Annotated in this window: 17 protein-coding genes; 9 read left to right on the top strand and 8 right to left on the bottom strand. The window is 65.0% G+C overall.

Annotated elements, in window-relative coordinates; translation table 11 throughout:
- Positions 1–9: 9 nt before the first annotated feature.
- From GK109_RS19410 to GK109_RS19425, 4 genes are read right to left on the bottom strand one after another with little or no spacing between them, the layout of a single operon-like run.
- Positions 10–1,098 (bottom strand): glycosyltransferase family 1 protein, encoded by a 1,089-nt coding sequence (locus tag GK109_RS19410; protein WP_323057120.1) that lies wholly within the window; start codon positions 1,096–1,098, stop codon positions 10–12.
- Complete coding sequence (locus tag GK109_RS19415; protein WP_157242089.1) at positions 1,095–2,021, bottom strand: alpha/beta fold hydrolase; 927 nt, start codon at positions 2,019–2,021, stop codon at positions 1,095–1,097. The genes GK109_RS19410 and GK109_RS19415 overlap by 4 nt, the downstream gene beginning before the upstream one ends.
- Positions 2,022–2,031: 10 nt before the next feature.
- Entirely contained in the window at positions 2,032–2,901 is an 870-nt protein-coding gene (locus tag GK109_RS19420) for an aldo/keto reductase (protein WP_157242090.1), read from the bottom strand.
- A 10-nt stretch (positions 2,902–2,911) separates the two neighbouring features.
- Positions 2,912–3,886 carry a sugar-binding transcriptional regulator gene (locus tag GK109_RS19425; RefSeq protein ID WP_157242091.1) on the bottom strand — a complete coding sequence of 325 codons (975 nt, stop codon included), beginning with the start codon at positions 3,884–3,886 and terminating at the stop codon, positions 2,912–2,914.
- A 179-nt stretch (positions 3,887–4,065) separates the two neighbouring features.
- Here GK109_RS19425 and GK109_RS19430 point away from each other — a divergent pair, with 179 nt between their 5' ends.
- The 3 genes from GK109_RS19430 (at position 4,066) to glpK (ending at position 8,244) form a co-directional block, all read left to right on the top strand.
- Positions 4,066–5,838 carry a glycerol-3-phosphate dehydrogenase/oxidase gene (locus tag GK109_RS19430; protein WP_370460710.1) on the top strand — a complete coding sequence of 591 codons (1,773 nt, stop codon included), beginning with the start codon at positions 4,066–4,068 and terminating at the stop codon, positions 5,836–5,838.
- 92 nt (positions 5,839–5,930) lie between these two features.
- Positions 5,931–6,680 carry an MIP/aquaporin family protein gene (locus GK109_RS19435; RefSeq protein WP_157242093.1) on the top strand — a complete coding sequence of 250 codons (750 nt, stop codon included), beginning with the start codon at positions 5,931–5,933 and terminating at the stop codon, positions 6,678–6,680.
- Between the two features lie 49 nt (positions 6,681–6,729).
- Entirely contained in the window at positions 6,730–8,244 is a 1,515-nt protein-coding gene (glpK, locus tag GK109_RS19440; protein ID WP_157242094.1) for a glycerol kinase GlpK, read from the top strand.
- Between the two features lie 102 nt (positions 8,245–8,346).
- Here glpK and GK109_RS19445 read toward each other — a convergent pair whose 3' ends face one another.
- The 4 genes from GK109_RS19445 to GK109_RS19460 are packed head-to-tail and all read right to left on the bottom strand — an operon-like array spanning position 8,347 to position 16,036.
- Positions 8,347–9,243 (bottom strand): hypothetical protein, encoded by an 897-nt coding sequence (locus GK109_RS19445; RefSeq protein WP_157242095.1) that lies wholly within the window; start codon positions 9,241–9,243, stop codon positions 8,347–8,349.
- A gap of 31 nt (positions 9,244–9,274) precedes the next feature.
- A complete protein-coding gene (locus tag GK109_RS19450; RefSeq protein ID WP_157242096.1) occupies positions 9,275–12,415 on the bottom strand; it encodes an efflux RND transporter permease subunit in 3,141 nt (1,046 codons plus the stop codon).
- Between the two features lies 1 nt (position 12,416).
- The gene (locus GK109_RS19455; protein ID WP_157242097.1) at positions 12,417–12,866 is read right to left on the bottom strand and encodes a hypothetical protein; all 450 of its coding nucleotides are present in this window, start codon (positions 12,864–12,866) and stop codon (positions 12,417–12,419) included.
- Positions 12,863–16,036 carry an efflux RND transporter permease subunit gene (locus tag GK109_RS19460; RefSeq protein WP_157242098.1) on the bottom strand — a complete coding sequence of 1,058 codons (3,174 nt, stop codon included), beginning with the start codon at positions 16,034–16,036 and terminating at the stop codon, positions 12,863–12,865. The genes GK109_RS19455 and GK109_RS19460 overlap by 4 nt, the downstream gene beginning before the upstream one ends.
- Positions 16,037–16,577: 541 nt before the next feature.
- Between GK109_RS19460 and leuS the strand changes: the two genes are divergently transcribed.
- The 6 genes from leuS to GK109_RS19490 all read left to right on the top strand — a co-directional run bounded on the left by leuS (position 16,578) and on the right by GK109_RS19490 (position 24,451).
- Positions 16,578–19,112: a leucine--tRNA ligase gene (gene leuS / locus GK109_RS19465; protein WP_370460711.1), complete on the top strand. Its 2,535-nt coding sequence runs from the start codon at positions 16,578–16,580 to the stop codon at positions 19,110–19,112.
- A gap of 56 nt (positions 19,113–19,168) precedes the next feature.
- Positions 19,169–20,182 carry a DegV family protein gene (locus GK109_RS19470; RefSeq protein WP_157242099.1) on the top strand — a complete coding sequence of 338 codons (1,014 nt, stop codon included), beginning with the start codon at positions 19,169–19,171 and terminating at the stop codon, positions 20,180–20,182.
- A 49-nt stretch (positions 20,183–20,231) separates the two neighbouring features.
- On the top strand, positions 20,232–21,125 hold the full coding sequence (locus GK109_RS19475; protein ID WP_157242100.1) for a helix-hairpin-helix domain-containing protein: 894 nt from the start codon (positions 20,232–20,234) through the stop codon (positions 21,123–21,125).
- 315 nt (positions 21,126–21,440) lie between these two features.
- Positions 21,441–22,388 (top strand): hypothetical protein, encoded by a 948-nt coding sequence (locus GK109_RS19480; protein WP_157242101.1) that lies wholly within the window; start codon positions 21,441–21,443, stop codon positions 22,386–22,388.
- A 644-nt stretch (positions 22,389–23,032) separates the two neighbouring features.
- The gene (locus tag GK109_RS19485) at positions 23,033–23,842 is read left to right on the top strand and encodes a hypothetical protein (protein ID WP_157242102.1); all 810 of its coding nucleotides are present in this window, start codon (positions 23,033–23,035) and stop codon (positions 23,840–23,842) included.
- Positions 23,843–23,902: 60 nt separating this feature from the next.
- Entirely contained in the window at positions 23,903–24,451 is a 549-nt protein-coding gene (locus GK109_RS19490) for a hypothetical protein (RefSeq protein ID WP_157242103.1), read from the top strand.
- Positions 24,452–24,498: the final 47 nt, after the last annotated feature.

A 24,498-nucleotide genomic window follows, 5' to 3' on the forward strand; every position in this document is an offset into this window, starting at 1 on the left:
GGGCTTCCTCTAACGCCGGCCCCGGCGCCGGGCCATGATTTCGTGTGCCACATCCACCAGCTGGCGGGCCGACTCGTCCCAGGTGAACTCCCGTGCACGCGCAACGCAGCGCCGCGAAAGTTCCTCCCAGTGCCCGTTGTCCTGGAGCGTGCGCACGGCATCGGCAAACTGTTCCGGGGACTCCGGATCCACGTAGAGCGCGGCGTCCCCGCCGACCTCCCGGAAGATGGGGATGTCGCTGGCAACAACAGGGGTGCCGAGCGCCATGGCCTCCACCAGGGGAAGCCCGTAGCCTTCAGCCCGGGACAGGCTGACCAGCGCCGCAGCAGAGCGCAGGAATTCGTGATACTGCTCGTCCGTGACGCCGTTGTGGAATACCACGTGCGCCCCTGGCGGAACCAGGCGTTCCAATTCGGCACGGCGTTGGGGCGTGATGCGGCTGAGCAGGTGGAGGGTGTACCCGGGCAGGCCCGCCATCCCCGCCACCATGGTTTCCACGTTCTTGTACGGCATGAAAGAGCCCATGTAGACGAGCGCGCGGTCTGCACCGGCGCCAGCGGGCCGCGGTCCGTGTTCCTGCTCCGGCTGGGGGGCATTGCTGATGATCCGCACCGGGCGGCGCGTCAGGCGGTACTTTGCGATCAGCGCTTCCGTGGTTGCGCTGATGGTGGCCACAGTGTCGGCGCGGTTGAGGAGGAGCCGCTGCGGCCAGTATGCCTTGTGGTACAGCCGCCACAGCAGGCGCACGGGCGCGGGGAGGAAGCCGGGCGGGGCCGGGTGTTCGTAGTAGATAAGGTCGTGGAGGGTCAGGACCAGGCCGTACTTGCGGCCCCATGTTCCCATCGTCTGCATGGGGCACACCACCACGTCGGCGCCCAGCTTGTTGATGGTCCGCGCCACAAACAGTTCCCTGGGCGACAGCGGGCTGCCGATCAGGGTGTACGGAACGTCCGGGAGCAGGGCGAGTTGCCGGACGTCGGAGACCAGCATGGAGACGTCGGCGATTTTAGCCGTGGCGGCAATCAGGCTGGCGCCGTAGCGGCTGATGCCGTCGTGGTGGTCTGTCCGGGTAAACCGTGCGTCAATGACAATCTTCACGCGGGATGGTCCTTAAGGAAGCTGCGGATGAAAGTGGCTGCCGGTTCAGGTGTTTCGTAGTGGATCAGATGCCCGACGCCGGGAATCACCTGGAGCTCTCCATCCGGCAGCAGCGCAGCCAGGCGGTGTTGGTCGGCCAGGACGGCGATCTCGTCCTTTTCCCCCGCGATCAGCAGGACTGGCAGGGTCAGCCGGCCGGCTACTTCCGCCACATGGCTGCTGACTGATGCCGTAAACGATTCAAGGAGGCTCTCCCGGCTGGCGAAAGCGCTGAAGTAGGCGTGGTGCTGGCCGTGGATGAACCGGCGGAGGTCTTTATCGCCCGTCTTGGCCATGGTTTCACTCATGACCCGGACAATCAGCGGATTCCGCAGCAGGGCCAGTCCCACCGTCCGGGGGAGCCGGGCTGAAAGGCGGTAGTACAGGATCGCCAGCCTGGTCATCACACCCTTTGGCCCTTCCAGTGCCGGTGCCGCAATGGGGTTGATGAGGATGAGCGGATCCACGGTGCCGGGACGATCGGCCACGAAGTGCGCCGCAATGATGGAGCCGAACGAGTGTCCCAGCAGGACCGTGTCCGGGCCGAGGCCCAGGGCTGCCATGAATTGCGTGATGAACAGGCCGTAGCGCTCCACGGAATGCTCGCCCGACCGGAATGCCGCGGACTCACCAAATGCGGGCAGGTCCGGCATGATGATCCGCATCTCGGGAAGCTGGTCTGCCACCCTCAGCAGTCCGTGGTGGTCTCCGCGGAAGCCATGGATGACCAGGATGGTGCGTGTTTCGGGGCTGGCCACCAGCGGTTCGTAGGTCCAATAGGCAACCTTGCCGCCGTCGAGCTCCAGGGTGGAGGCGGACGTGCGTGCGGCCAGGTCGGCGCTGAAGTAGGCGGGCGCGGCGGATCCGGGCTGTGCTGTAGTCATGTGTCCTGCCTCAGTTAACGGTGTCCGGGTGGGACCCGGTGCGGTAACCCCGGTCCAGCCCGGCCAGCGCCGTCATGTCCCGGGCGGAGAGCTCGAAGTCGAAGATGTCCATGTTTTCCCGGATCCGCACCTCCGAGCTCGCCTTGGGGATGGCAATATTTCCCAGCTGGATATGCCAGCGGAGGATCACCTGGGCGGGGGTTTTGCCGTGTTCGGAGGCGCAGGCGCGGACAACGGGGTCGGCGAGGACCTGGCCCCGCCCCAGGGGGCTCCACGCTTCGGTCCGGATACCCAGTCCATCATGCTGTGTCCGGAGTTCTGCCTGCTGCAGCCACGGATGCAGTTCTATCTGGTTGACGGCGGGGACCACTTCCGCGGTCTGCAGCAGCCGGTCAAGGTGGGCGGGCTGGAAATTGCTGACGCCGATGGCACGGACTTTTCCTTCCCGGTACAGGGTTTCCAGTGCACGGTACGTGTCCGGAAATAGGCCGCGGGCGGCGCAAGGCCAGTGGATGAGGTACATGTCAACGTAGTCAAGGCCGAGATTGACCATGGACTCATCAAAGGCACGCAGCGTGGCGTCATAGCCGTGGTCGCTGTTCCACACCTTCGTGGTGACGAAAATGTCTTCCCGGGACAGCGCCGGGAACAGCTCGCCCGAGCCGCCGCTGCCCGCGTCACCGCCCAGTTGGGAACTGATGCCCCGAGCCACACCGGTTTCGTTGCCGTACATCGCCGCCGTGTCGAAGTGGCGGTATCCGGCTGCGAGCGCAGTGGCGACGAGGCCTTCCGCGTCGGCGGCCGGGACCTTGTAGAGCCCGTATCCGAGTTGGTGGATCAGCACGCCGTTGTTCAGGCTGAGCCGCGGTGAAGTTCTCATAGCCACGACTCTACCCACCAGCGGTGGCGAGACCTTCAAAATCCACCAGGCGGCGCGCGGTGGCCTCGTCCAGGATCAGGTCCGTGGCCAGGCCCGCCGCCAGGGCTCCGCGGAGCCCGTTGATCTTGGACACCCCGGACACTACACAGATCCTCCGTCGGACTTGCCGCAACTGCGCGAGTGCGGGTCCGGTGGATCGTTCGTTGAGGACGATCCCGTCGGAGGAGCCATCGCTGCGGAAGAAGACGGTGGCTACGTCGCCCACAACATCCGAGGTTGCCAGGATGTTGAGGTCAGCCTCGTCCAGGTATCCACCGGCATACACGTGGCTGGGATAGTCGGCGTCCACGGAGCCCACGCCGAAAATTGCGATGCTCATCTTCGCCTGGAGTTCGAGGATCCGTTGCACGCTGCGTTCATTCCACATGGCAACCTTGGTGGCTGCGTGGTCAAAGAAGGCAGGCACCGGGAACTGTTCAACCCTGGCCCCGTAGGCGCTTCCAAACCGCCGCATGATGTCGCTGGCATACGTGATACCGGTGGTGTGCATGTTGCCGGCGCCGTTCAACTGCACGATGACGCTGTCATGGGTGATCTTGCGGGTGAGGTGGCGGCTGACGGCGCTCAGGGTGGATCCCCAGGCCACTCCGATGATCGCGTTGGAATCCACCAGCGGTCCGATGGTTCGCGCTGCCTGCATCGCCACCCGGTCCAGTGTTTCCGCCTCATTGAGTATTTCCATGACCGGAACCACGTGGACATCCACGCCGTACCGCCGGCGGATCCTGCCCTCCAGTTCGGGGCCCGTATCCAGCGGATTGCGGATCTGGATTTGCACCAGGCCGGATTCGCGGGCGGAGGACAGGAGGCGGGAAACCGTGGACCGGGACGTCCCCAGCTCCCGGGCTATGGCGTCCATGGTGAGGTCCTGCAGGTAATACATTTGTGCAGCCCGCAGTGCGTCAGAGTGGCGTGAGGGGTCCATCAGTCCTCCAGACTGCACGTTTGTGCATAGTGCTTGACTCCATTTTCCATTACTCCAAAGAATAGTGGTGAAACGGCGGTAAACCCATCCGGTACCGCGTCACACAAAGCCCCAAGGGAGTTGTTTTGGGACCCAAGGATTTTCACGTCCAACCTATTGCTTCAGCGGCGAAGCCAGGAGTGGAGCGCAGCGCAGTGCACCACCTCCGGCGCCGTCCACATGCCAAGGTCCTCGTGGTGGGAGGAGGTATCAACGGCGTGGGAACTTTCCGTGACCTTGCGCTGCAGGGCGTGGACGTCGCCCTCGTGGAACGCGGCGACTACTGCCAGGGGGCCAGCGGCGCCTCCTCCCACATGATCCATGGCGGCATCCGCTACCTGGAAAACGGCGAGTTTCGCCTGGTCCGGGAATCAGTGGTGGAACGTAACCGGTTGCTTCGCATCGCCCCGCACTACGTTAAGCCGCTGCAGACCACCATCCCGATCTTCAGCACCTTCTCCGGCGTCCTTGCGGCACCGCTTCGCTTCCTGACGCACAAGCAGCACGGCAAGCCGAAGGAACGGGGGGCCTTCCTCATCAAGCTCGGCCTGAGCCTGTACGACTCCTTTTCCCGGGATGGCGGCGCCGTCCCGCGTCACCAGTTCCGCAGCGGCCAGCGTGCCCTTGCCGAGCTGCCCAGCCTCCGCCCCGACGTGAAATACACGGCGACCTACTTCGACGCTTCCGTGCACAACCCGGAGCGGCTTACGCTCGATGTCCTCCAGGACGGGGAGAAAGCCGGGCTGGCGGCAACCGGTGCAGGCAACGGACAGGGCAGCACGGCCCGTGCCAGCAACTACGTTTCGCTGCAGTCCGTCACCGGACAGCCCAATCCGGGCACCGGCCGGGGAAGCACCGTGCGGCTGCGGGACGAACTGACGGGGGAGGAATTCGACTTCACTGCAGACGTCATTGTGAACACCACGGGCGCCTGGGTGGACCTCACCAACGCCGCCATGGGCTCTGCCTCCACGTTCATGGGCGGCACCAAGGGCTCCCACATCGTCCTGGACCACCCTGCGCTCCTTGAAGCCTGCCGCGGCAGGGAGATCTTCTTCGAGCACACGGACGGGCGGATCGTCCTGATCTACCCCATGGGTGACCGGGTCCTTGTGGGTACCACGGATGTGGATGCGGACATGGCGGAGGACGCCGTCTGCACAGATGAGGAAATCGAGTACTTCTTCGACCTGATAGGCCACGTGTTCCCGGACATCGCCGTTACCCGTGAGCAGATCGTCTACACCTTCTCCGGAGTGCGGCCGCTGCCGCGCCACGATGCCACCCAGCCCGGCTTCGTTTCCCGCGACTACCGCATCGAGCGCCGGGAAACGGGACTGGACCGGAATGGAAAGGGAGCCGTGGTCTTGAGCCTGGTAGGCGGCAAATGGACAACCTTCCGTGCCCTCGCCGAACACATGACGAACGACGTCCTGGCTGAGATCGGGATGGAGCGCAAAGTCTCCACCGCGCAGTTGCCTATCGGCGGCGGCGCCGGGTTCCCTGCCGATGAGGCCGGTGTCCAGAAGTGGATCAAGGCCCATATGGCCGACAACCGTGACGCGGACCGTACAGCAGGGCTCCTGACCAGGTACGGGACACGTGCGGAAGCGGTCATGGAATACCTTGACGCCGGACCTGACAGGCTGCTGCACTCCACCCGCGAACTGAGCGTCCGTGAACTTGAGTTCATGGCGGCCCATGAGCAGGTGGGGCACCTGGTGGACGTCCTCATCCGCCGGACCTCCCTGGCGTTCCGGGGGCTGGTGACGGGCGAGTTGCTCAACGAAATGGCCGAAGTGCTGTCCGTTCCCTTGGGTTGGAACGCCGCAGCCCGGGCAGCGGAAATCAAGCATGCCCAGGAAGTGCTGCAGAAGTTCCACCGTGTAGAAACCCACAGCCTGGTCGCCTGAGGCCCGGCTGTCGGCCGGGGCGGCAACCCGCCCCGGCCACACGGTCCTTCAACCCGCGAAGGACCTCCATCTGAAAATAAAAGGAGTCAAAGATGTCTCTTGGAATAGTTTTCCTTTCCGAAGTATTCGGAACGGCGATGCTGACCCTTCTGGGTTGCGGCGTCGTCGCCAACGTTGCCCTGAGGGGGACAAAGGGCAACAGCGGCGGGTTCCTGATGGTCACCTGGGGATGGGGCATCGCTGTCTTCGCGGGCGTCTTCGTGGCCGCAAAGTCCGGGGCGCACCTGAATCCTGCCGTGACCTTGGGGCTGCTGATTAACGGAAAGGCCGAATACGCGCCGGATGTACCGGTGGATTTCGCTTCCACCCTGACGTACTTCGGCGGCGAGATGCTCGGCGCCTTCCTCGGCGCCGTGGTGTGCTGGCTCGCCTACAAACAGCACTTTGACGCTGAAGAGGAGGTTGCCAGCAAGCTTGCCGTCTTCTCCACCGGACCGGCCATCCGCTCCAGTTCCTGGAACCTGGTGACCGAAATCATCGGCACCTTCGTCCTGGTGTTTGTCATCCTGACGTTCGGCGGGACCCCCTCCGGCCTGGGCCCGCTGGCTGTCGCACTCCTCGTCGTCGGCATCGGCGTCTCCCTGGGCGGCCCCACCGGCTACGCCATCAACCCTGCCCGCGACCTCGGTCCACGCATTGCCCATGCCCTGCTCCCCATCAAGGGCAAGGGCTCGAGCGACTGGGGCTATTCCTGGATTCCGGTGGTAGGCCCGCTGGTTGGCGGCGCCCTTGGCGGCATCGTCGCCAGGATTGCCCCCATCATCGTCACGGCCGCCTCCTGACCCCCTACCCAACCACTGCTCAACTCCATTACAGACAAGGACGTCAACCATGAACCAGTACGTAATCGCCATCGACCAGGGAACCACCAGCACCCGTGCCATCGTCTTCGACCACAGCGGGAGCATCGTGTCCTCCGGGCAGATGGAGCACGAACAGATCTTCCCGCAGGCCGGCTGGGTGGAGCACAACCCGGCCGAAATCTGGAACAACACCCGGGAGGTCATTGCCTCAGCGCTGTCGAAGGCGAACCTGACACGGCACGATATTGCCGCCGTCGGCATCACCAACCAGCGTGAAACTGCGGTGGTGTGGGACAAGACCACCGGTGAGGCCGTCTACAACGCCATCGTCTGGCAGGATACCCGCACCCAGGACATCGTGGACGAGCTGGCCAAGGATGGCGGGCCGGACCGCTTCAAGCAAAAAGTGGGCCTCCCGCTGGCCACGTACTTCTCCGGAACAAAGATCAAGTGGATCCTGGACAACGTGGAGGGCGCCCGCGCCAGGGCTGAGGCCGGCGACCTGGTCTTTGGCAACACCGACTCTTGGGTCCTGTGGAACCTGACCGGCGGAGTGGACGGCGGGGTTCACGTCACGGACGTCACCAACGCCTCCCGCACGCTGTTCATGGACCTGGATACCCTGCAGTGGGATGAGGAGATCCTTGGCATCTTCGGTGTTCCCCGGACGATGATGCCCGAGATTAAGTCCTCCTCGGAGGTGTACGGCACCGTGCACACCTCCCAACTCCTGCGGGAGGTTCCCGTTGCCGGGATCCTCGGGGACCAGCAGGCCGCCACGTTCGGCCAGGCGGCCTTCGAGGCAGGCGAGGCCAAGAACACGTACGGCACGGGCTGCTTCCTGATCTTCAACACCGGCGAGGAAATCGTCCACTCCAAGAACGGGCTGCTGACGACGGTGGGCTACAAACTCGGTGACGCTGCACCGCACTACGCCCTGGAAGGTTCCATCGCCGTCACCGGCTCGCTCATCCAGTGGCTGCGTGACAACCTGGGCCTGATCAGCAGCGCACCCGAGGTGGAAACCCTGGCTGCGTCCGTGAAGGACAACGGCGGCGTGTACATCGTGCCGGCCTTCTCGGGTCTCTTCGCACCCTACTGGCGGTCCGATGCGCGCGGCGCCATCGTGGGACTGACCAGGTTCGTCAACAGGAACCACATCGCGCGTGCCGCGCTGGAGGCCACCGCCTTCCAGACGCGGGAGGTCCTGGACGCTGTGAACGCGGACTCCGGCGTTCCGCTGACCGAGCTGAAGGTCGACGGCGGCATGGTGGCCAATGATGCGCTGATGCAGTTCCAGGCGGACATCCTGGGCGTCCCCGTCATCCGGCCAAAGGTAGTGGAGACAACCGCGCTGGGTGCCGCCTACGCCGCCGGCCTTGCCGTCGGTTTCTGGAAGGACCTGGGGGAGTGCTCGGCCAACTGGTCCGAGGACAAGCGCTGGGAACCGCAGCTGGACCAGGCGGAGCAGGACCGGCAGATGCGGCTTTGGAAGAAGGCCGTCACCAAGTCCATGGACTGGGTTGACGAGGACGTGCGCTAGGCGCCCCTGCCGGCAGCGGATGGCGAAGAAGGAGGGCGGCACGGGTGCCGCCCTCCTTCTTCTTGCGTCGGCTTAATGCCGGCCAGGAACTTCCTCTGCCTCTCAGTAGTTGAGTTCGGCCCGCGGCGTCTTGGCATAGACGCTCCGGCTGACCTCGTATCCCCTTTCGTCCAGTTCCAGGGCCTGTGCGTTGACGGCCGCGAACTTCTCGGCGTTCAGTTTCCGCACTTTCACCAGATCCATGAATTCCTGGTCTTCACCGCCAACGGCAGTGACCTTTATCAGCCCGGTTCCGGGTGAGTAGAACTTCCGCTGGTGTCCGGCCTCAGGCGGTTCCAGGGGGTTGTATTCGTCGATCACCAGGACGTCGTCGTAACACCCGGTGGGAACGCAGACGTTCTGGTTCGTCTGGAACACGCTCCCGCAGTCGAGGAAATCAACCTTGGGTGCGTAGGCCTGGACGTAGGAGGCCGTGCCTGTCTCGGGCTTTGCCTGCATGGCGATGCCCGCCTGTGCCTTGGCCAAACCGCTGATGAAGGTGCTTGGGGCACCCACGAACTCGCCGTTTTCGTATTCCTCAGGGTATTCGCCAAACAGCCACACATCCCCGGCGCGGGTCTGGGCAAAGAAGGCCAGTTCGGACTCCACCAGTTCACCGTCAGAGTAGTCACGGTCCCACATCACACGGGTGGTCACGCCGTCGATTACCTTCGTCAGACCGGTGACCGTATGGACCACCTTGTGCGCCTGGACGCCGTCAGCCGATGTCACGGTGCCCACCGTGGTGAACTGCATGCCCGGCTTGAGCGGGAACCACTTGTTGTCGATCCGCGGATATTCCGGGAAGGCGGACCGGTCGAAATTAATCGCGGACCCGGGGCCGCAGAGTTCTTCGGCTGCCGGCGCGGCCGCCGTTGGTGCCGAGATCACCGTCAGCGACCCGAAGGCCAGCAGCAGCGCGGACCCGTATGCTGTGAGGCGGCGTGCCAAAAGCGTCATCTCAGTGCCTTTCATACTGGTTGGAAGAGGACTACACCGCAGGGGCCGGCTGCAGTTCGGGGGTGCTGCGCCGACCGCGGCCGCCCTTGGCGAAGCGGAGGTACAGCGAGGGGACGATGAACAGGTTGACCAACGTCGACGTGACGAGCCCGCCCAGGATCACCACCGCCATCGGATGCTCGATCTCGTGGCCCGGGATGTTGCCCATGACAACGAGTGGCACCAGGGCCAGCGCGGTGGCCAGCGTGGTCATCAGGATCGGCGACAACCGCTCTGCAGCCCCGCGAAGCACCAGCTCCGGTCCGAAGGGGACGCCTTCGAACTGTTCAAGGTGCTGGCAGTGGTTGATGAGCAGGATGCCGTTGCGTGCCGCGATCCCCATCAGCGTCAGGAAGCCGACCAGGGAACCCAGGGACAGGATTCCGCCGCTGAGGTGCGCAGCGATCACCCCGCCCACAAGCGCCACCGGGAGGGTCAGGATGGCCAGGGTGGCAAGCCGCCAGCTCCTGAAAGCAGCCTGCAGGAGAAGGTAGACAACGATGAGCGCGACGATGGAGTAGAGCATCAGGCGCTGCGATGCGGCCTGCCGTTCCGCGTATTCGCCGAGGACAACGGCGCTGTAGCCGACCGGGAACTGGACTGATTTCATGCCGTCCTGCAGCTTCTCCACCACCTTGGCCAGGTCGCCTTCCTTGACGTTGGCGCTGACATCGATGCGCCTTGACCCTTCGGAACGTTCAACGACGTTGGGTGTCGGCTTGACCGAAACGGCCGCCACGTCAGCCAACCGGATCTTCTGCCCGGACGGCGTATCCAGCACGAGGTTCTCTATGCTTGTGACGCTCGTCCGGACCTCCGGCGGGCTCCAGACCTGGACGTCGTAGGCCTTGCCGTCACGGTAGATGTCGCCGACCTCTTCGCCGGCCACCATGGTGGCCGCCGCCCGGCGCACATCGCCCGGCTTCAGTCCGTAGCGGTTCGCTGCGTCCAGGTTCACCTCCACATCAATCTGCGGAATGTTGGACTGGAGCGCGACCTTGGCACCGATGGCCCCGTCAATGCCGCCGAGGATCTCCTTGATCTTGTCGGCTTCCTGGCGAAGTATCGAAAGGTCGTCGCCGTAGACGCGGACGACGACGGCATAGCCGGTCCCCGTCAGCACCTCACGGATGCGTTCCTTGAGGTAGGTCTGCACGTCCCTTTGGATACCGGGGTAGCCGGCCACTACAGACTCGACCGACTTCAGCGTGGAATCGTAGTCCACGCCCGGGTCTACGCTGATCCAGTTCTCACCAAAGTAGACACCCACCACTTCATCAGCGTTGAAGGCCTGGCCGGTGTGGGATCCGCAGTTGTTCACGCCCTGGATGGTCATGAGTTCCTTGCAGGCCAGCTGGCTGACCCGGACTTCTTCGGCGTTGGACGTACCGGGTTTGGTAAGCCAGTGCATCAGGAAATCGCGTTCCTTGAAGGAAGGGAGCAGGGATTGGCCCAGCAACGGTGCCGCCACTATGCCCACCATGCCGAAGGCGGCCAAGGCGAGGTAACCGGGAATTGGCCGCCGGACGATGGGCCGGAGGGCCTTGCTGTACCAGCGCTTGAGGACCCTGACCACGGGCGGGTCCCTGTCCTCCAGCTTGGCGTTCCGGAGGAAGATGTATGCCAACGCGGGGGTCACCGTAAGGGCCACGAGCATCGACGCGAACACTGCCAACGTGTAGGCCGTGGCCAGCGGCCGGAAGAAGGCCCCCGTCAGCCCGTCCAGGAAGAAGATCGGAACCGTGGCCGCGACGATGATCAGTGTGGCATAAACGATGGGTCCCCGGACCTCCAGGGACGCGTTGACCACAACCCTCGCGGTGCTTCCCGTGCCGCCGGTTGCCCGGTGGTGCCGAAGGCGCCTGACGATGTTTTCGACGTCGATGATGGCATCGTCCACCACCACCCCGACCGCAATCACCAGCCCCGCAAGCACCATGGTGTTGACTGTGCCGCCGGTCCAATAGAGCACAAGGGCAGCCGCCACCAGCGACAAGGGGATGGCCAGCACGCTGACCAGCGCCGTCCGCCACTGGAAGAGGAAGACACTCAACACCATGATGACAAGCAGGCAGCCAAGGAGAAGGGCGACGCCCAGGTTATTGAGGGATTCCTCGATGAACGTTGCCGGCCGGAAAATCGTGGTGTCCACGGCAATTCCGGTCAGGCCGGGTTCGAGTTGCTTCATTGCCTCTTCAACGCCCCGGGTGACTTCAAGGGTGTTTCCCCACGGCAGTTTCTCCACGATCAGCATCAGGCCCGGCCCGCCGTTGATCACTGCGTCACCAATAAGCTGCTGGTGGTCCTCCACGACATTTGCCACGTCGCCCAGCTTCAGTGGTGGCTGCCCCTCCCGGTCCTCCAGCGCCACCTGGGCGAGGTCTTCCGGGGTGGTGATGGGCTGGACGTGGCGGATTCCGATGGATTGGCTGGGCGTGTCCAGGGATCCGCCGGTGCCGATCATGGCACCCGGGGAGTAATGGAGGAGCCCGGCATCCAGCGCATTGGCCGTAGAATTCATCACTGTTTCCAGGCTGACCTTGTGGGTCGCCAGCCTGGCGGGATCCGCCTGGACCTGCAGCATCTGGAGGCGTTCGCCCCAGATTGCCACGTTCGCCACACCCGGAACGCGGAGCAGATGGGCCCTGATGTTCCAGTAGGAGATCATGGACATCTCGATCAGGGACCGCGTGTCGGAGGACAGGCCGATCTTCATCACCCGGCTGGTGGAGGACAGCGGCTGCAGCATCACCGGCGGGGCTGCCCAGGTGGGCAGGGTGGGAATGACTGTCGCCATCCGTTCGGATACCAGCTGGCGTGCAGTCAGCAGATCCGTGCCGTTCTCGAATTCCATGACGATCGAGGACAACTGCGGGACTGACTTGGATCGCATGTGGTCGAGGCCGTCTATGCCGTTGAAGGCCTCCTCCATGGGAACCGATACCAGTGCTTCAACCTCCGCGGCCGTTAGGCCAAGGCATGCTGTCTGGACCTCGACTTTTGGCGGCGCGAATTCAGGGAAGACATCCACTGAGGCGTTGCTGAGCTGGGCGCCGCCAACCATCATCAGAGCCGCCGCCAACGCGATGACGATGGATCTGAAGCGCAGGCTGGCGGCGACTATCCGGCGCATGTCATTTGCCCGTGACGAACTCTGCGCCGAACAACTCAGCGGCGGCCACGGTCACCACTTGGGAACCCGCCGCGGGACCTGCGCTGGCGGTGACAACACCAGCCTCCACTTTCGTCACGGTGACGGCCTGGCGTTCAAACACCCGTGGTTCGGGGTTCCCGTAAACCCAGGTCTTCCCCTCGGCGTCGTAAAGCAGGGCAGCGTAGGGGAGGAGGATGCCTCCATCCGCCGGCTTGACGGTCTCCGTGAGCAGTTCAAGCCGTTCAATGGCCCGCTGGCTGAGCGTTATGCGTGCAATCCCCGTGGTGGCGTTCTTCTCCACCTTGGCAGGCGCTTCGGCTGCAGACTCCGCCTGCGCTGTGGACTGGGCGCAGGCCGGCAGTGAAGACAGCAGGGCGGCGCAGACGGCAGCTGCGACTGGCAGGCGCCGAAGGAGGCTTTTGCTGGTCATGATACTTTCACCTTTTCCGGCATCGACATGACTGGATGTTCTGATTCGTAGACTTCCGACCACTCTTCGGGCTCGGTGCGGGGACCGAACCACAGGGTGAGCAGCGGGAGGATGAAGAGCCCCACGAGCGTTGTGGTCACCAGGCCGCCGGCCAGGATCAGCAGCATCGGCCCTATCAAGGCTTGGCCGACCGTGCCGCCCATGAAGGCGGGCGGTATCAGCACAAGCAGCGTGATGATGGCCGACTTCAGGACTGGCGACACGCGGTCCCGGGCTGCCTGCATGACCACGTCTGTGCGCGAAGCTCCGGCAGTCTCCCGCCAGATCTCGTCGACGCGTGCGGACAACAGGGCTGCGTTGCGCGCGGCGATGGCAAGGACGGCAGCAAACGCTGTCAGTGACAGCCAGGACAGCGACGCCGATCCGAACCAGGCCGCCACCGCTGCCCCGGACATCGCGGCGGGAAGGGCCAGGAAAGTGGCGACAGCCAGTTTCCAGCTCCTCACCGCTGTCTGGAGCAGGAGCAGCACAGCCAGGGCGGCAGCAACTCCGAGCCCGTGCACCAAGGTATCCGCGGCCTGGAGTTCACCATATTTCGTGGGGATCTCGGCGTGGTACTCGAGCGGGAACTCGATTTGCTGGACGGCTGCCTGGATGTCCCGCTGAATATCTTCCAGGGGGCGTCCGCTGATGTCGGCGACAATGTCGATGCGCCGCGACGTAGCATCGTGCTGGACCACGACTTCACTCGGGACCATCCGCACGTCGGCGATCTGCCCCAGTTGGATGTGGCCGCCGTTGGGGGTGTCAAGGAGCAGCTCACGGATGCTTGTCAGGTCATCCCGGACGCCAACGGCCCCCCGGATAACCACTTCGAAAACCTTCTGCTGTTCAAAGAGGTTCCCAACCACGATGCCCTGCATCAGGGTCGCAGCGGCGCGCCTTGCGTCACCGGGCTTGATACCTGCCTTTTGGGCCGCTTCGAGGTTGACCTGGACCTCCACTATCGGGGTCACGGCCGGTGCGTCGATCGTCGGGTTGTTCACCCCGTTGATCTTTTGGAGGGCCTGGCGGACCTCTTCTGCCTTTTTACGCAGCACCGGCATTTCCGTTCCAAAGACCCGGACCGCAAAGTCCGGCTCCATGCTGGAGCGTACATCTCCGATGGTTTGTTGCGAGTAGTTCATCACGTTGTGCGCGATGCCAGGGTAACCCTGGACCACGTCCCGCACGGCACGCTCGGTTTCGCCGAAGTTGGCGCCCCGGTCGATCGACACCCACAGCTCAGCGGAGCTGTTGCCTACCACCTGGTCTGCTGAAATGGCGCGTCCCAGGTGCCCGCCGACTCCGGAGACCCCCGGAAGGGCCCGAAGTTCCTCGGCGGCCTTGGCGGCAACCCGCTGGACTTCATCGTTGGAGGTCCCGGCCATGGTGTCCCACTGAACCAAAAGAGTGCGGTCAGGCAGCGTAGGAACAAGTTGCCTGTTTTGCGTCAGCTGGGAACCGGCTACGATCCCCAGCATTCCCACAACCACCACCACCGCGACGGCAAGGCCTTTCCGGGGACCGATTCCGTCCAGCGCGCGGCCGTAGTAGGCCTTCGCGCGTCCTACAGCGGGAAGTTCCCTGGCCGGAGCAGTCTTCGGCGGAAGCAGGAAGTACGCCAGCACGGGCGTCACGGAGAGGCCAACTATCAGTGCGGCGGCGAGGGTCAGCGCAAGTGACCAGAACAGCGGGGTGAAGAACGAGCCGCCGACCCCGGTCAGAAAGAGCGTGGGAACGAGGACAACCACCATGATGAGCGATGCGTGGAACAGCGGAGTGCGGATTCCCTTCGCGATGAGGCTGATCCTCGACCTTGGGGAAGTTCCCGGCTTCGCCACATCCTGGCCCGAGGCCAGCCGCCGGTGGGCCTGGATGTCTTCCACAATGTCGCCCACGATTACCGATGTGCCGAGCAGAACCCCGAGCAGGATGGCGATGTTGAGTGTTGCATTCTGGGCGAACAGCACAACTGCGGCCGTCGTGACCGTCGTGGCGATGGCCACGAGCGCAATCACAGCCGCACGCCAGGAGCGGAAAAGCAGCCAGAACAGGGCTACGGCAATCAGCAGGCTGATCAGCAGGGAGAGGCCCAGGCTGTCGACGGATTCCTGGACGCCGGTTGCCGGCCGGAAGACGGACGTGTCGATCTGGATCCCGGTGAGGCCCGGCTCCATGTCCTTCAGCGCGGCTTCAACGTTGCGGGTGACTTCCAGTGTGTTGGTGCCCGGGAACTTTTCGACGACCAGCATCAGGCCTGCACCTGAGCCGGCCACGGCGTCCCCGATCAGCGGCTGGTGGCCTTCCTTGACCTGGGCGATGTCGCCCAAGAGCACCGGCGGGTCCGCTTCCTCCACGCTGACCTTTGCCAGGTCGGCCGGGGTGCGGATAGGGAGGACGTGCTGGATGCCAAGGCGCTGGTTGGGTGACTCCACGAAGCCGCCGGTACCCGGCGTGGATGCCTCCAGGAAGCTCAGCGGCGAAACCCAGACGGCGTTGCCCGTGGTCTTGACCAGCTGCTCAAGGGTTATGCCCTTGTCGCGGAGCTGCGTGGGAGTGACTTCAACTTGCAGCTGCTGTTCGCGCTGGCCCCAGATAGACACGTTTGCGACGCCCGGGATGCCTATCAGGCGCGGCTTGATCTTCCACCGGGCCAGGACGGACATGTCGATGCCCGAGAGCTCGGTGGAGTTCATCTTGATCATCATCACGCGGCTCGTGGACGACATCGGCTGCATGATCAGGGGCGGCGAGGAGACGTTGGGCAGCGCGTGGGCCTGCGTCATCCTTTCCGCCACCAGCTGGCGTGCACGCAGGACGTCCGTACCGGGCTCGAAGACGAGTTCGATGGACGACAGGCCGGGAACGGACTTGGAGCGTATCTCGTCCAGCCAGGCCACGCCATTAAGAAGGTCCGCCTCCATGGGGGCGGTGATGAGCTGTTCGACCTCAGCGGCGGAAAGCCCGAGGGCTTCGGTCTGGATCTCGACGTGTGCGGGGGCGAACTCCGGCATGGTGTCCACAGCCATATGTGGAATGTTTACTACGCCAAAAGTAATAAGGCCCGCTGCGATCGCGAGAACCAGAATCCGAAACTGCATGCTGAACCGGGTAACCCAGCCAAACATGGTTCGTCACCCGTTGGATTCTCGGCCGGGGTTAGACGAAGGGTAAGACCCGCGGCTACTTTGCTGCGGGTGTAACTGGCATGAATACATTTCAGGCTCCTACGCCGGAGACCAGTCAGTTTCCCCCTCAGACTTGGTCATTACAATGCACCTGCCCTGCCACTGTTGGCAAGGGGGGAAAGCACACAAGTTCGCAGCTATAGGGGGGTAGGGGAGGGCACGTGGTTTTGCGGGTTGCGGCAGTAGGGGGACACGTAATCCTGCGGGCCGTTCCAGTAGGGGGACTCGTACCCTCGGGGTCCTGACGGAGGCCGTCATTCCCGGCAGGCCCCCGGCGGTGTTCCTTCCCGGGTGCGCTAAAGTGGTTTCATGCGTGCGATCCTTCTGCTTAGCCAGCCGCCCGGTATCCGGACCAACGGATAGCGTGCGGCAGCCCCTCCATGGTGAGGGGCTTTTGTGTGTCCGGGAGCGTCCGGTGACAGCAGGAGGATCAGGCCGTTATGGCAGCACAGATGCCGTAACAGAACAGAAGAGGGCAGCAGTGGGCGTTCAGCCGGAGACAGAGACCGGAACAGCAGCAACAGTGTCAGCGGAGGTGCCCGAGGAGGGCACTTACAGCTTCACGGCGATGGAGGCCAAATGGCCGCAGGTGTGGGAAGACCTCAAGGTCTTCACCCCTGTCGACGACGGGTCCCGGGAGCGGCGCTACGTGCTGGATATGTTCCCGTACCCTTCGGGCGACCTCCACATGGGCCATGCGGAGGCGTTCGCCATGGGTGACGTGGTGGCCCGCTATCTGCGCCAGAAAGGATTCGACGTCCTCCACCCGATCGGCTGGGACTCCTTTGGCCTTCCGGCGGAAAACGCTGCCATCAAGCGCAACGCCCACCCCAGCGAGTGGACCTACGCCAACATCGACACCCAGGCCGCGTCCTTCAAGCGGTACGCCATCTCGGCCGACTGGTCGCGCCGGCTGCATACCTCGGATCCCGAGTACTACCGCTGGACCCAGTGGCTGTTCAAGCGTTTCTACGAGCGCGGGCTGGCTTACCGCAAGGACTCCCCGGTCAACTGGTGCCCCAAGGACCAAACGGTGCTGGCCAACGAACAGGTAGTCAACGGTGCCTGCGAGCGCTGCGGCACCACCGTCACCAAAAAGTCCCTCAACCAGTGGTACTTCAAGATCACCGAATACGCCGACAGGCTGCTTGACGACATGGAGCAGCTCCGCGGCCACTGGCCCGAGCGCGTCCTGGCCATGCAGAAGAACTGGATTGGCCGCTCCGAGGGCGCCCACGTCAACTTCGTGATCGAGGCCGACGGCGGCAAGCCCGCCAAGGAGGTGACTGTCTTCACCACCCGCCCCGATACCCTGTACGGCGCGACGTTCTTTGTGGTGGCCGCGGACGCGCAGCTCGCCGTCGAACTCGTCACCGGGGAGCACGCCGCGGCCCTGGACGAATACCGCGAGCAGGTCAAGGCACTCTCCGAGATTGAACGCCAGTCCACTGAGCGGGAGAAGACCGGCGTCTTCACCGGCCGGTACGCCGTCAACCCGCTGAACGGGGAGAAGCTGCCCGTCTGGGCCGCTGACTACGTCCTGGCCGACTACGGCACCGGCGCGATCATGGCCGTGCCGGCCCACGACCAGCGCGATCTGGACTTCGCCCGCACCTTCGACCTGCCTGTCCGGGCAGTCCTGGACACGGGCGAGGAGGATCCTGCCGTTTCCGGCACGGCTACCACGGGCGAGGGTACCCTGATCAACTCCGGCGACCTCGACGGCCTGCCCAAGGCGGAGGCCATCCCGGCCGCGATCGCCATGCTGGAACGCCAGGGCACCGGTGAGAAGTTCGTGAACTTCCGCCTGCGGGACTGGCTGCTCAGCCGCCAGCGGTTCTGGGGCACCCCGATCCCGATCATCCACTGCCCGTCCTGCGGCGAGGTTCCTGTCCCCGACGAGCAGCTGCCCGTCACGCTGCCGTCCGATTTGCGCGGTGAAGACCTGTCGCCCAAGGGCACCTCTCCGCTGGCTGCTGCCGAAGCATGGGTCAACGTGGATTGCCCTTCCTGCCACGGCCCGGCCAAGCGGGATACCGACACCATGGACACCTTCGTGGACTCGTCGTGGTACTTCCTGCGCTTCGTTTCGCCGCACTACACGGAGGGGCCCTTCGACCCGGAGAAAATCAACGACTGGATGCCGGTGGGCCAGTACGTTGGCGGCGTTGAACACGCGATCCTGCACCTGCTGTACGCCCGGTTCTTCACCAAGGTCATCCACGACCTCGGCATGATCGACGCCGACGAGCCGTTCAGCGCCCTGCTCAACCAGGGGCAGGTGCTCAACGGCGGCAAAGCCATGAGTAAGTCCCTCGGCAACGGTGTGGACCTCGGCGAGCAGCTGGACAAATACGGCGTGGATGCCGTCCGCCTGACCATGATCTTCGCCTCCCCGCCCGAGGACGACGTGGACTGGGCTGACGTTTCGCCCTCCGGTTCCGCCAAGTTCCTGGCGCGGGCGTGGCGCCTGGCCCAGGATGTGGCGAGCGAACCCGGCATCGACGTCACCAGCGGCGACCGCGCACTGCGCTCCGTTACGCACCGGACCATCGCCGACGCCGCCGCGCTGCTGGACGCCAACAAGTTCAACGTGGTGGTGGCGAAACTGATGGAGCTGGTCAACGCCACCCGCAAGACCATAGACGCAGCCTCCGGTGCCGGCGGCGCCGACCCGGCTGTGCGCGAGGCCGCTGAGGCCGTCGCGGTGATCCTGAGCCTGTTCGCGCCGTATACGGCTGAGGACATGTGGAACGTCCTGGGCCACCCGGCCTCCGTCGCGAATGCGGGATGGCCGGCCCATGACGCCTCCCTGCTGGTCCAGGACACCGTCACGGCAGTGGTGCAGGTCCAGGGCAAGGTCCGGGACAGGCTGGAAGTGTCCCCGAACGTCTCCGAGGACCAGCTGCGCGAACTGGCGCTTGCGTCGGAGAATGTCCAGCGGGCACTGGACGGCCGCGGCATCCGCACGGTGATTGTCCGCGCACCTAAACTGGTCAACATCGTCCCGGCCTAGCCGGACCGGGCCGCCGGAACAGCTCCGGCGGCCTGCAGTGACACCAGGAGGCCCCCTTGCCCGACCGCGACACCGCCGCCTGGCCCTGGCTCCGCGCACGCCTGGCGGCCATGCGCGCCAGGCAGGAGGCTGCCAGGCGGGACGATTCCGGAACACGGCCGGGCGCCGTCGTGCGTACTGCCGTGGTCACTGATTCCGCAGCTGCCTTGCCGCCGGAGTGGGTGTCCCCGCTCACGGGCGACGGCGTCCTGACGGTCATTCCGATGCCTGTGATGGTTGGGTCGGAGATCTATGGCGAGGGCGAAGACGACATCTCCGAAACCATCGCCCTGGCGTTGGCCGCCGGGACCTCCGTTAAGACCTCCCGGCCCTCGCCCGGCCAATTCGAGCAGGCCTACTGCGCTGCCCGGCAAAAGGGCTTCGAGGCGGTAGTCTCCATCCATATTTCCGGGGACCTGTCCGGGACGGCGGACGCGGCCCGGCTGGCTGCGGCGAGGGTGGACATCCCGGTGGAGGTCGTGGACTCCCGCACTGTTGGCATGGCTTTGGGCATGGCCGTCCAGGCGGCAGTGGGGGCAGCGGCCGACGGCGGTGGCGCTGCGGCCGTTGCCGCTGCCGCGGCTGGACAGGCAGGACGGACCAAGGTGTATTTCTACGTCCCGAGCCTGGAGCAGCTGCGCCGCGGGGGCCGGATCGGTGCAGCCGCCTCGCTGCTGGGGACGATGCTGGCCATCAAGCCGATCCTGGCGGTGGAGGGCGGCAGGATTGTCCTGCTTGAGAAGGTGCGGTCTGCTGCAAGGGCTGTTGCGCGCCTGGAAGAGATCGTCGCCGCCGATGCTGCCGGCCGGCCGGCATCGGCCGTCCACCTTGCCATCCACCATTTCGGCAATCCCGACGAAGCCAAAAACCTGGCTGCACGCCTGGCCTTGGCCTTGCCGGGGTGCCCGCCGGCCCAGACCAGCCCGCTTCCCGCTGTCCTCGCGGCCCATGCCGGCCTGGGGGTCCTGGCCGTGATCGTGGGGGAAGAGCTGACGGAAACGGGCAGCCGTTCGGCAGGCCTTTCCACATAACGCGTGTCTGCCCTGTTGCCGCGCCTGGACGTTTCCCTAGCGTGAAGCCATGTCACGCCGGGACGCTGGAGAAGCAGGTGGTCCGGCCCGCCATGCCAGGAATCGCCTGCAGGCCGCCCTCGGGGAGGCTCCCGCGGGGCTGCTCCGGAACGGTAACGGGCCTTTTGAGTACCGGGGACCGGCCGGGGACCCGCCGGGGGCCTCCCCGCACTCCCCACCCGCCGGTTCCCGGCAGGACCTGGATCCTTCCGCCACCACTCCCGTGGGATCCGTGCTCCGGTGGCGGCTGGGGCCGCGCCTCGCTGTGCTGCTGGGCATCCTCTCTGTTGCGGCGGGGGCATGGTTCTGGTGGCAGGTGGCATCAGGCCGTCCGGAGATCCTGCCCCTCAGCGGCATCAGCCCCGGTGGTCCGGTGGCGGACGGCGCCCCCGCGGGGGACCAGGGGACCGGAGGTGATCCTGAAGCTGCCAGGGACGCCCGCGGCGATGAATCCCCAGGCTCGGTAGTGGTCCATGTGGCAGGGGCAGTGGCAAGGCCGGGCGTGGTTCGGCTGCCCGCAGGGAGCCGGGTGCACGAGGCCATCGCGGCAGCAGGAGGCGGGGCGCCGGGAGCCGACCTGAACCGCCTGAACCTTGCCCTGGCCGTGGAGGACGGCCAGAAGATCCATGTTCCGCGGGAAGGGGAGGAAGTCCCTGCAGGCGGGCCGGATGGCGCTGGCCAGGATGGCGGCAGCGGTGCAATGCCGCCGGAAGGAAAAGTCAACCTCAACACGGCGGGCGTGGAGGAGCTGGATGCCTTGCCGAAAGTGGGTCCTGTCCTTGCCCAACGAATCGTGGACTGGCGCAAGGAGCACGGGGCATTCAAGAACGTCGAGGAGTTGGACGCCGTGGACGGCGTGGGACCCAAGATGCTTGAAGCATTGCTGCCACTGGTGACGGTGTGAGGCTCTGGCGGTATGGGGAGGCCCGGTATGAGAAGGCCCGGGCGAACCGTGATCCCGATGGGTAGTGGCAGGAAGACCTCCCGGACGAGTCCCTGGAGCCGTTACGTGCAGTCCGCTGTGAAAGTACCGGCTACTCCACCCGGTCCTGGGGGCAGCCGTGAAGCAGGCGCCCGCCTTCCCGGGACCCGTGACAATCCGGCAGTCCGCTCCGGGGATGCTCCTTTCGAGCGCCGGAGGCCGGGGCTTGCAGTGCCCTTCCGGCACCGTGTCCTGGAATATTGGAGCCGGATCCTAAAGGACACCTGGGCGCGGGCAGTGAAGGACGGGGCAGGGACAATCACCGGCACCCCCGGTGAGGCCCCGCGCCGCCGCACGGATGTCCGCCTCACCCTGCCGGCAGCCGCGGTGTGGGCTGCGTCAGTCGCCGGGCTCTGGCTGGCCCCTGCAGCCCTGGCGGTCGTATGTTGCGCAGCGGTGGCCTTGGGGCTGCTCCTGCTGTTCCGCACGGCCCGGCCCTCCTTGCCCGGCCTCCGCCGGCGCAGGCTACGGGCAAACCCGGCAGGGGGAACCTGTACCGGGGGAACGGGGGCATCGGGAGGCGGGGCCTGCGAAGGAGGGGCGCCGGCAGCCAAAAATACTCCGGTTCGGCGGAGTTTCCTGGCCACCAGCGCGGTGGCACTCTTCCTGGCTGCCGCCGCGGCATCGCACTCGGCCGTCGCGTCCAGCCAGAGGTCCGAGGGTCCGCTGGCGGCGGCGATTGCGTCCGGGAAGTCGGTGGTGGCCGTGGTCGAAGTGGCGGGAGCCCCGCGCGCACTGGCGGCACCCGGCCAGGCAGGACCGCCCGAGCGTTGGTCGGTGCCCGTCTGGACACGGGATGTCAGCACCGGCGGCGTCCTGCTCAGGACGCGTGCCCACCTTGTGGTCATGGGCGGCCCGGCCTGGGGAACCCTTGTGCCGGGCCAGCTGGTCCGCACCGCAGGAAAGCTCCGCCCTCCTGATCCGGGCAGGGAGGAGGCCGGCACCCTCACTGCTTCCTCCCCGCCCGGGCGGCCCAACGAATCTCCGCTACTGCAGGGATCGGCCAAGGAACTGCGGGAACGGTTTGTTGCCGCAGCTTCCTTCCTCGCCTCTGATCCGGCGGGCCTGCTTCCCGGCATGGTCACGGGAGACACCAGCGCGCTGGATGAGGGCCTGAAGAACGCCATGAAAGGTGTGGGCATGACGCACCTGACAGCTGTCAGCGGGGCAAACTATGACAATTGATATGGGTCAAATCTCTAATGTTGCGAGGTGGGTAGAGGGGGCAATATACCGAAAATCTCGTTCACAACTCCGCCTCTCCTCACTCGTCCAGAGAAGCTGGGACGCCGTGGATCAGAGATCATGTCCGGATGCTCAGATCTTACGTCCCGGGCCCCATCGCGGCGACCTGCGAGAATTGGATCCATGCCCGACGCGACCTTGACCACCGTCCACCATCTCTACTCCAGACCTGACGACCTCCTTCCCGTCTGTGGCACAGTGCCCGGCCCCGACGGCCCGGAATGGCATACAGGCCATCAGGCTGACGTTCTGCTGGCTTTCTCCGCCAGGGGTTCTGCTTGTTGTTCGCTCTGCCTCGAAAAGGCCGAGACAAAGCTCTGAGCGGCGTTTCATAGGTGGTACATCTGGTACGTTCTGCCATACTGGTAGAGAAAACAGGTATACGAGTGGAAAAGCCGACTCAGCCCAGCTGAGCAGAGAATCCGTCGAGGTGGGCGCGTGGGGACCAGCTTCGGCTCCCGGGCGTGGTTTGGGATCCGGAACTCGGGGATGCTGTGCTGAACTGTGGAGCCGAGACGCTGGACCCTTCGAATAAAACACCACCTGGACACACTGGGTAGAACGAGACGCAAGGGGGAGCGGCTATGAGCGAGAACCAGTCACACGCGCCTGAGCCGCAGACGCGAGAGCAACGCGCAGGCCAGGCAACGAGCGCCGACCAGTGGGCCGCCGCGTTCCAGCAGGAAAACCATCGTAAACCGACCATGGCTGAGTACCAGGAAGCGCTGCGCCTCGGACACGTCGCGGCTGAGCGCCGACCCCGCGATCCCTCGCTGCAGCAGATGGCCGACGGTGCCCGTCAGGTCGCCGCGGGTGCTAAGAGCCTTTACGACACCAAGCTCGCACCCGCTGTCGAGCGCTCCGGTGCCAAGGAATTCTTCAATGAGAAGGTCGCCCCCGCAGCGCAGAATGCTACGCACTCTGCCAGGGCCGCATTCGAAGAGCAGCGCAAGGACCCGCAGGGCAGCCTGCAGCGCTGGATCGCCCGGGCACCGCGGATACTGCCGGTTGCCGCATTCCTGGCCATCATTTCGCTGTTCCTGCCGATCGCCTCGATGTTCGGCGCTTCAGTGAACTTCTTCAGCAAAGAGCTCGACCAGAGCGACGGCGGCTTCATCCTGTTCCTCATGCTCGTCGTCATCGGCTCGTCCATCGCGACCTTCGTCGTGAAGGCGAAGTGGGCCCGTATCGCCGCCGGCGCATCCGGCGTCGTCGCCGGGCTCGTCGGGATGATCAACGGCTTCGGCAACATGGCCTCCGTCAGCAGCCAGTCCGGTGTATCGATCGGCCTCGGCCTGGTCCTGCTGACCATGCTGTCGGTCGTGGTCGCCGGCTGCGGCGTTCTCGTACTGATGTCGCTCCGCCGCACGCCGATCACCGCTCGTGACGAATAACGGCTGAAACCCCCTGTACACCCACATCACCAAACAACACACGACGTAAAGGACAAGATCATGCACACCATCAGGACCGCACACGTGACGCGGACGAAGTTGGCCGCGACCGCTGCGGCCCTGGCTGCCCTGGGCCTCGTGCTCACCGGCTGTGGCGGCGCTGCCGGTGGCAGCAGCAATACCACCAGCAACGCCGACGGCGCGTGGATAGCGACCAAGGGTCCGAACGGCGGCGGCGACGTCCTCGTCGTGGACGGCAGTTCGATCATCTACGCCACCCCGACGAGTGATAAGGGCAGCACCTGCACCAGCACCACTGCGCTTCTCGAAGCTGCGCGGGCCGGCTCGATGGATCTCAATCACCGCAACGACAAAGATGCATACCGCGTCGTCTCGACCGGCACGATCGACGAGGGCCGGACGTCGGTGACATGGGATGACAACAACGGCTCCAACCGAACCGGTGAGGATGCAGGACCCGGATCGATCTCCATCCGAACCGATTCGATCGCATTGAGCTACATCTTCAGTTCCGGTGTCGATGACCCGGAGTTCGCACCTGTCGACGGTGACGAGGGCAAGGCTGTAGCAGCCAAGGCCTGCAGCTGAGGCCAAACCTCAGAGCCACGATCAGTTCAGCCGACCAGAACCCCGTG

The organism is Pseudarthrobacter sp. GA104 (assembly GCF_009741265.1).
GTDB lineage: Bacteria > Actinomycetota > Actinomycetes > Actinomycetales > Micrococcaceae > Arthrobacter.

Bases quoted from the DNA above. Each gene is read 5' to 3' on its own strand.
- GK109_RS19415 (WP_157242089.1), bottom strand. From the start codon at position 2,021: ATGACTACAGCACAGCCCGGATCCGCCGCGCCCGCCTACTTCAGCGCC.
- GK109_RS19435 (WP_157242093.1), top strand. From the start codon at position 5,931: ATGTCTCTTGGAATAGTTTTCCTTTCCGAAGTATTCGGAACGGCGATG.
- glpK (WP_157242094.1), top strand. From the start codon at position 6,730: ATGAACCAGTACGTAATCGCCATCGACCAGGGAACCACCAGCACCCGT.
- GK109_RS19455 (WP_157242097.1), bottom strand. From the start codon at position 12,866: ATGACCAGCAAAAGCCTCCTTCGGCGCCTGCCAGTCGCAGCTGCCGTC.
- GK109_RS19420 (WP_157242090.1), bottom strand. From the start codon at position 2,901: ATGAGAACTTCACCGCGGCTCAGCCTGAACAACGGCGTGCTGATCCAC.
- GK109_RS19475 (WP_157242100.1), top strand. From the start codon at position 20,232: ATGTCACGCCGGGACGCTGGAGAAGCAGGTGGTCCGGCCCGCCATGCC.
- GK109_RS19450 (WP_157242096.1), bottom strand. From the start codon at position 12,415: ATGCGCCGGATAGTCGCCGCCAGCCTGCGCTTCAGATCCATCGTCATC.
- GK109_RS19445 (WP_157242095.1), bottom strand. From the start codon at position 9,243: ATGACGCTTTTGGCACGCCGCCTCACAGCATACGGGTCCGCGCTGCTG.
- GK109_RS19490 (WP_157242103.1), top strand. From the start codon at position 23,903: ATGCACACCATCAGGACCGCACACGTGACGCGGACGAAGTTGGCCGCG.
- GK109_RS19425 (WP_157242091.1), bottom strand. From the start codon at position 3,886: ATGGACCCCTCACGCCACTCTGACGCACTGCGGGCTGCACAAATGTAT.
- GK109_RS19460 (WP_157242098.1), bottom strand. From the start codon at position 16,036: ATGTTTGGCTGGGTTACCCGGTTCAGCATGCAGTTTCGGATTCTGGTT.
- GK109_RS19485 (WP_157242102.1), top strand. From the start codon at position 23,033: ATGAGCGAGAACCAGTCACACGCGCCTGAGCCGCAGACGCGAGAGCAA.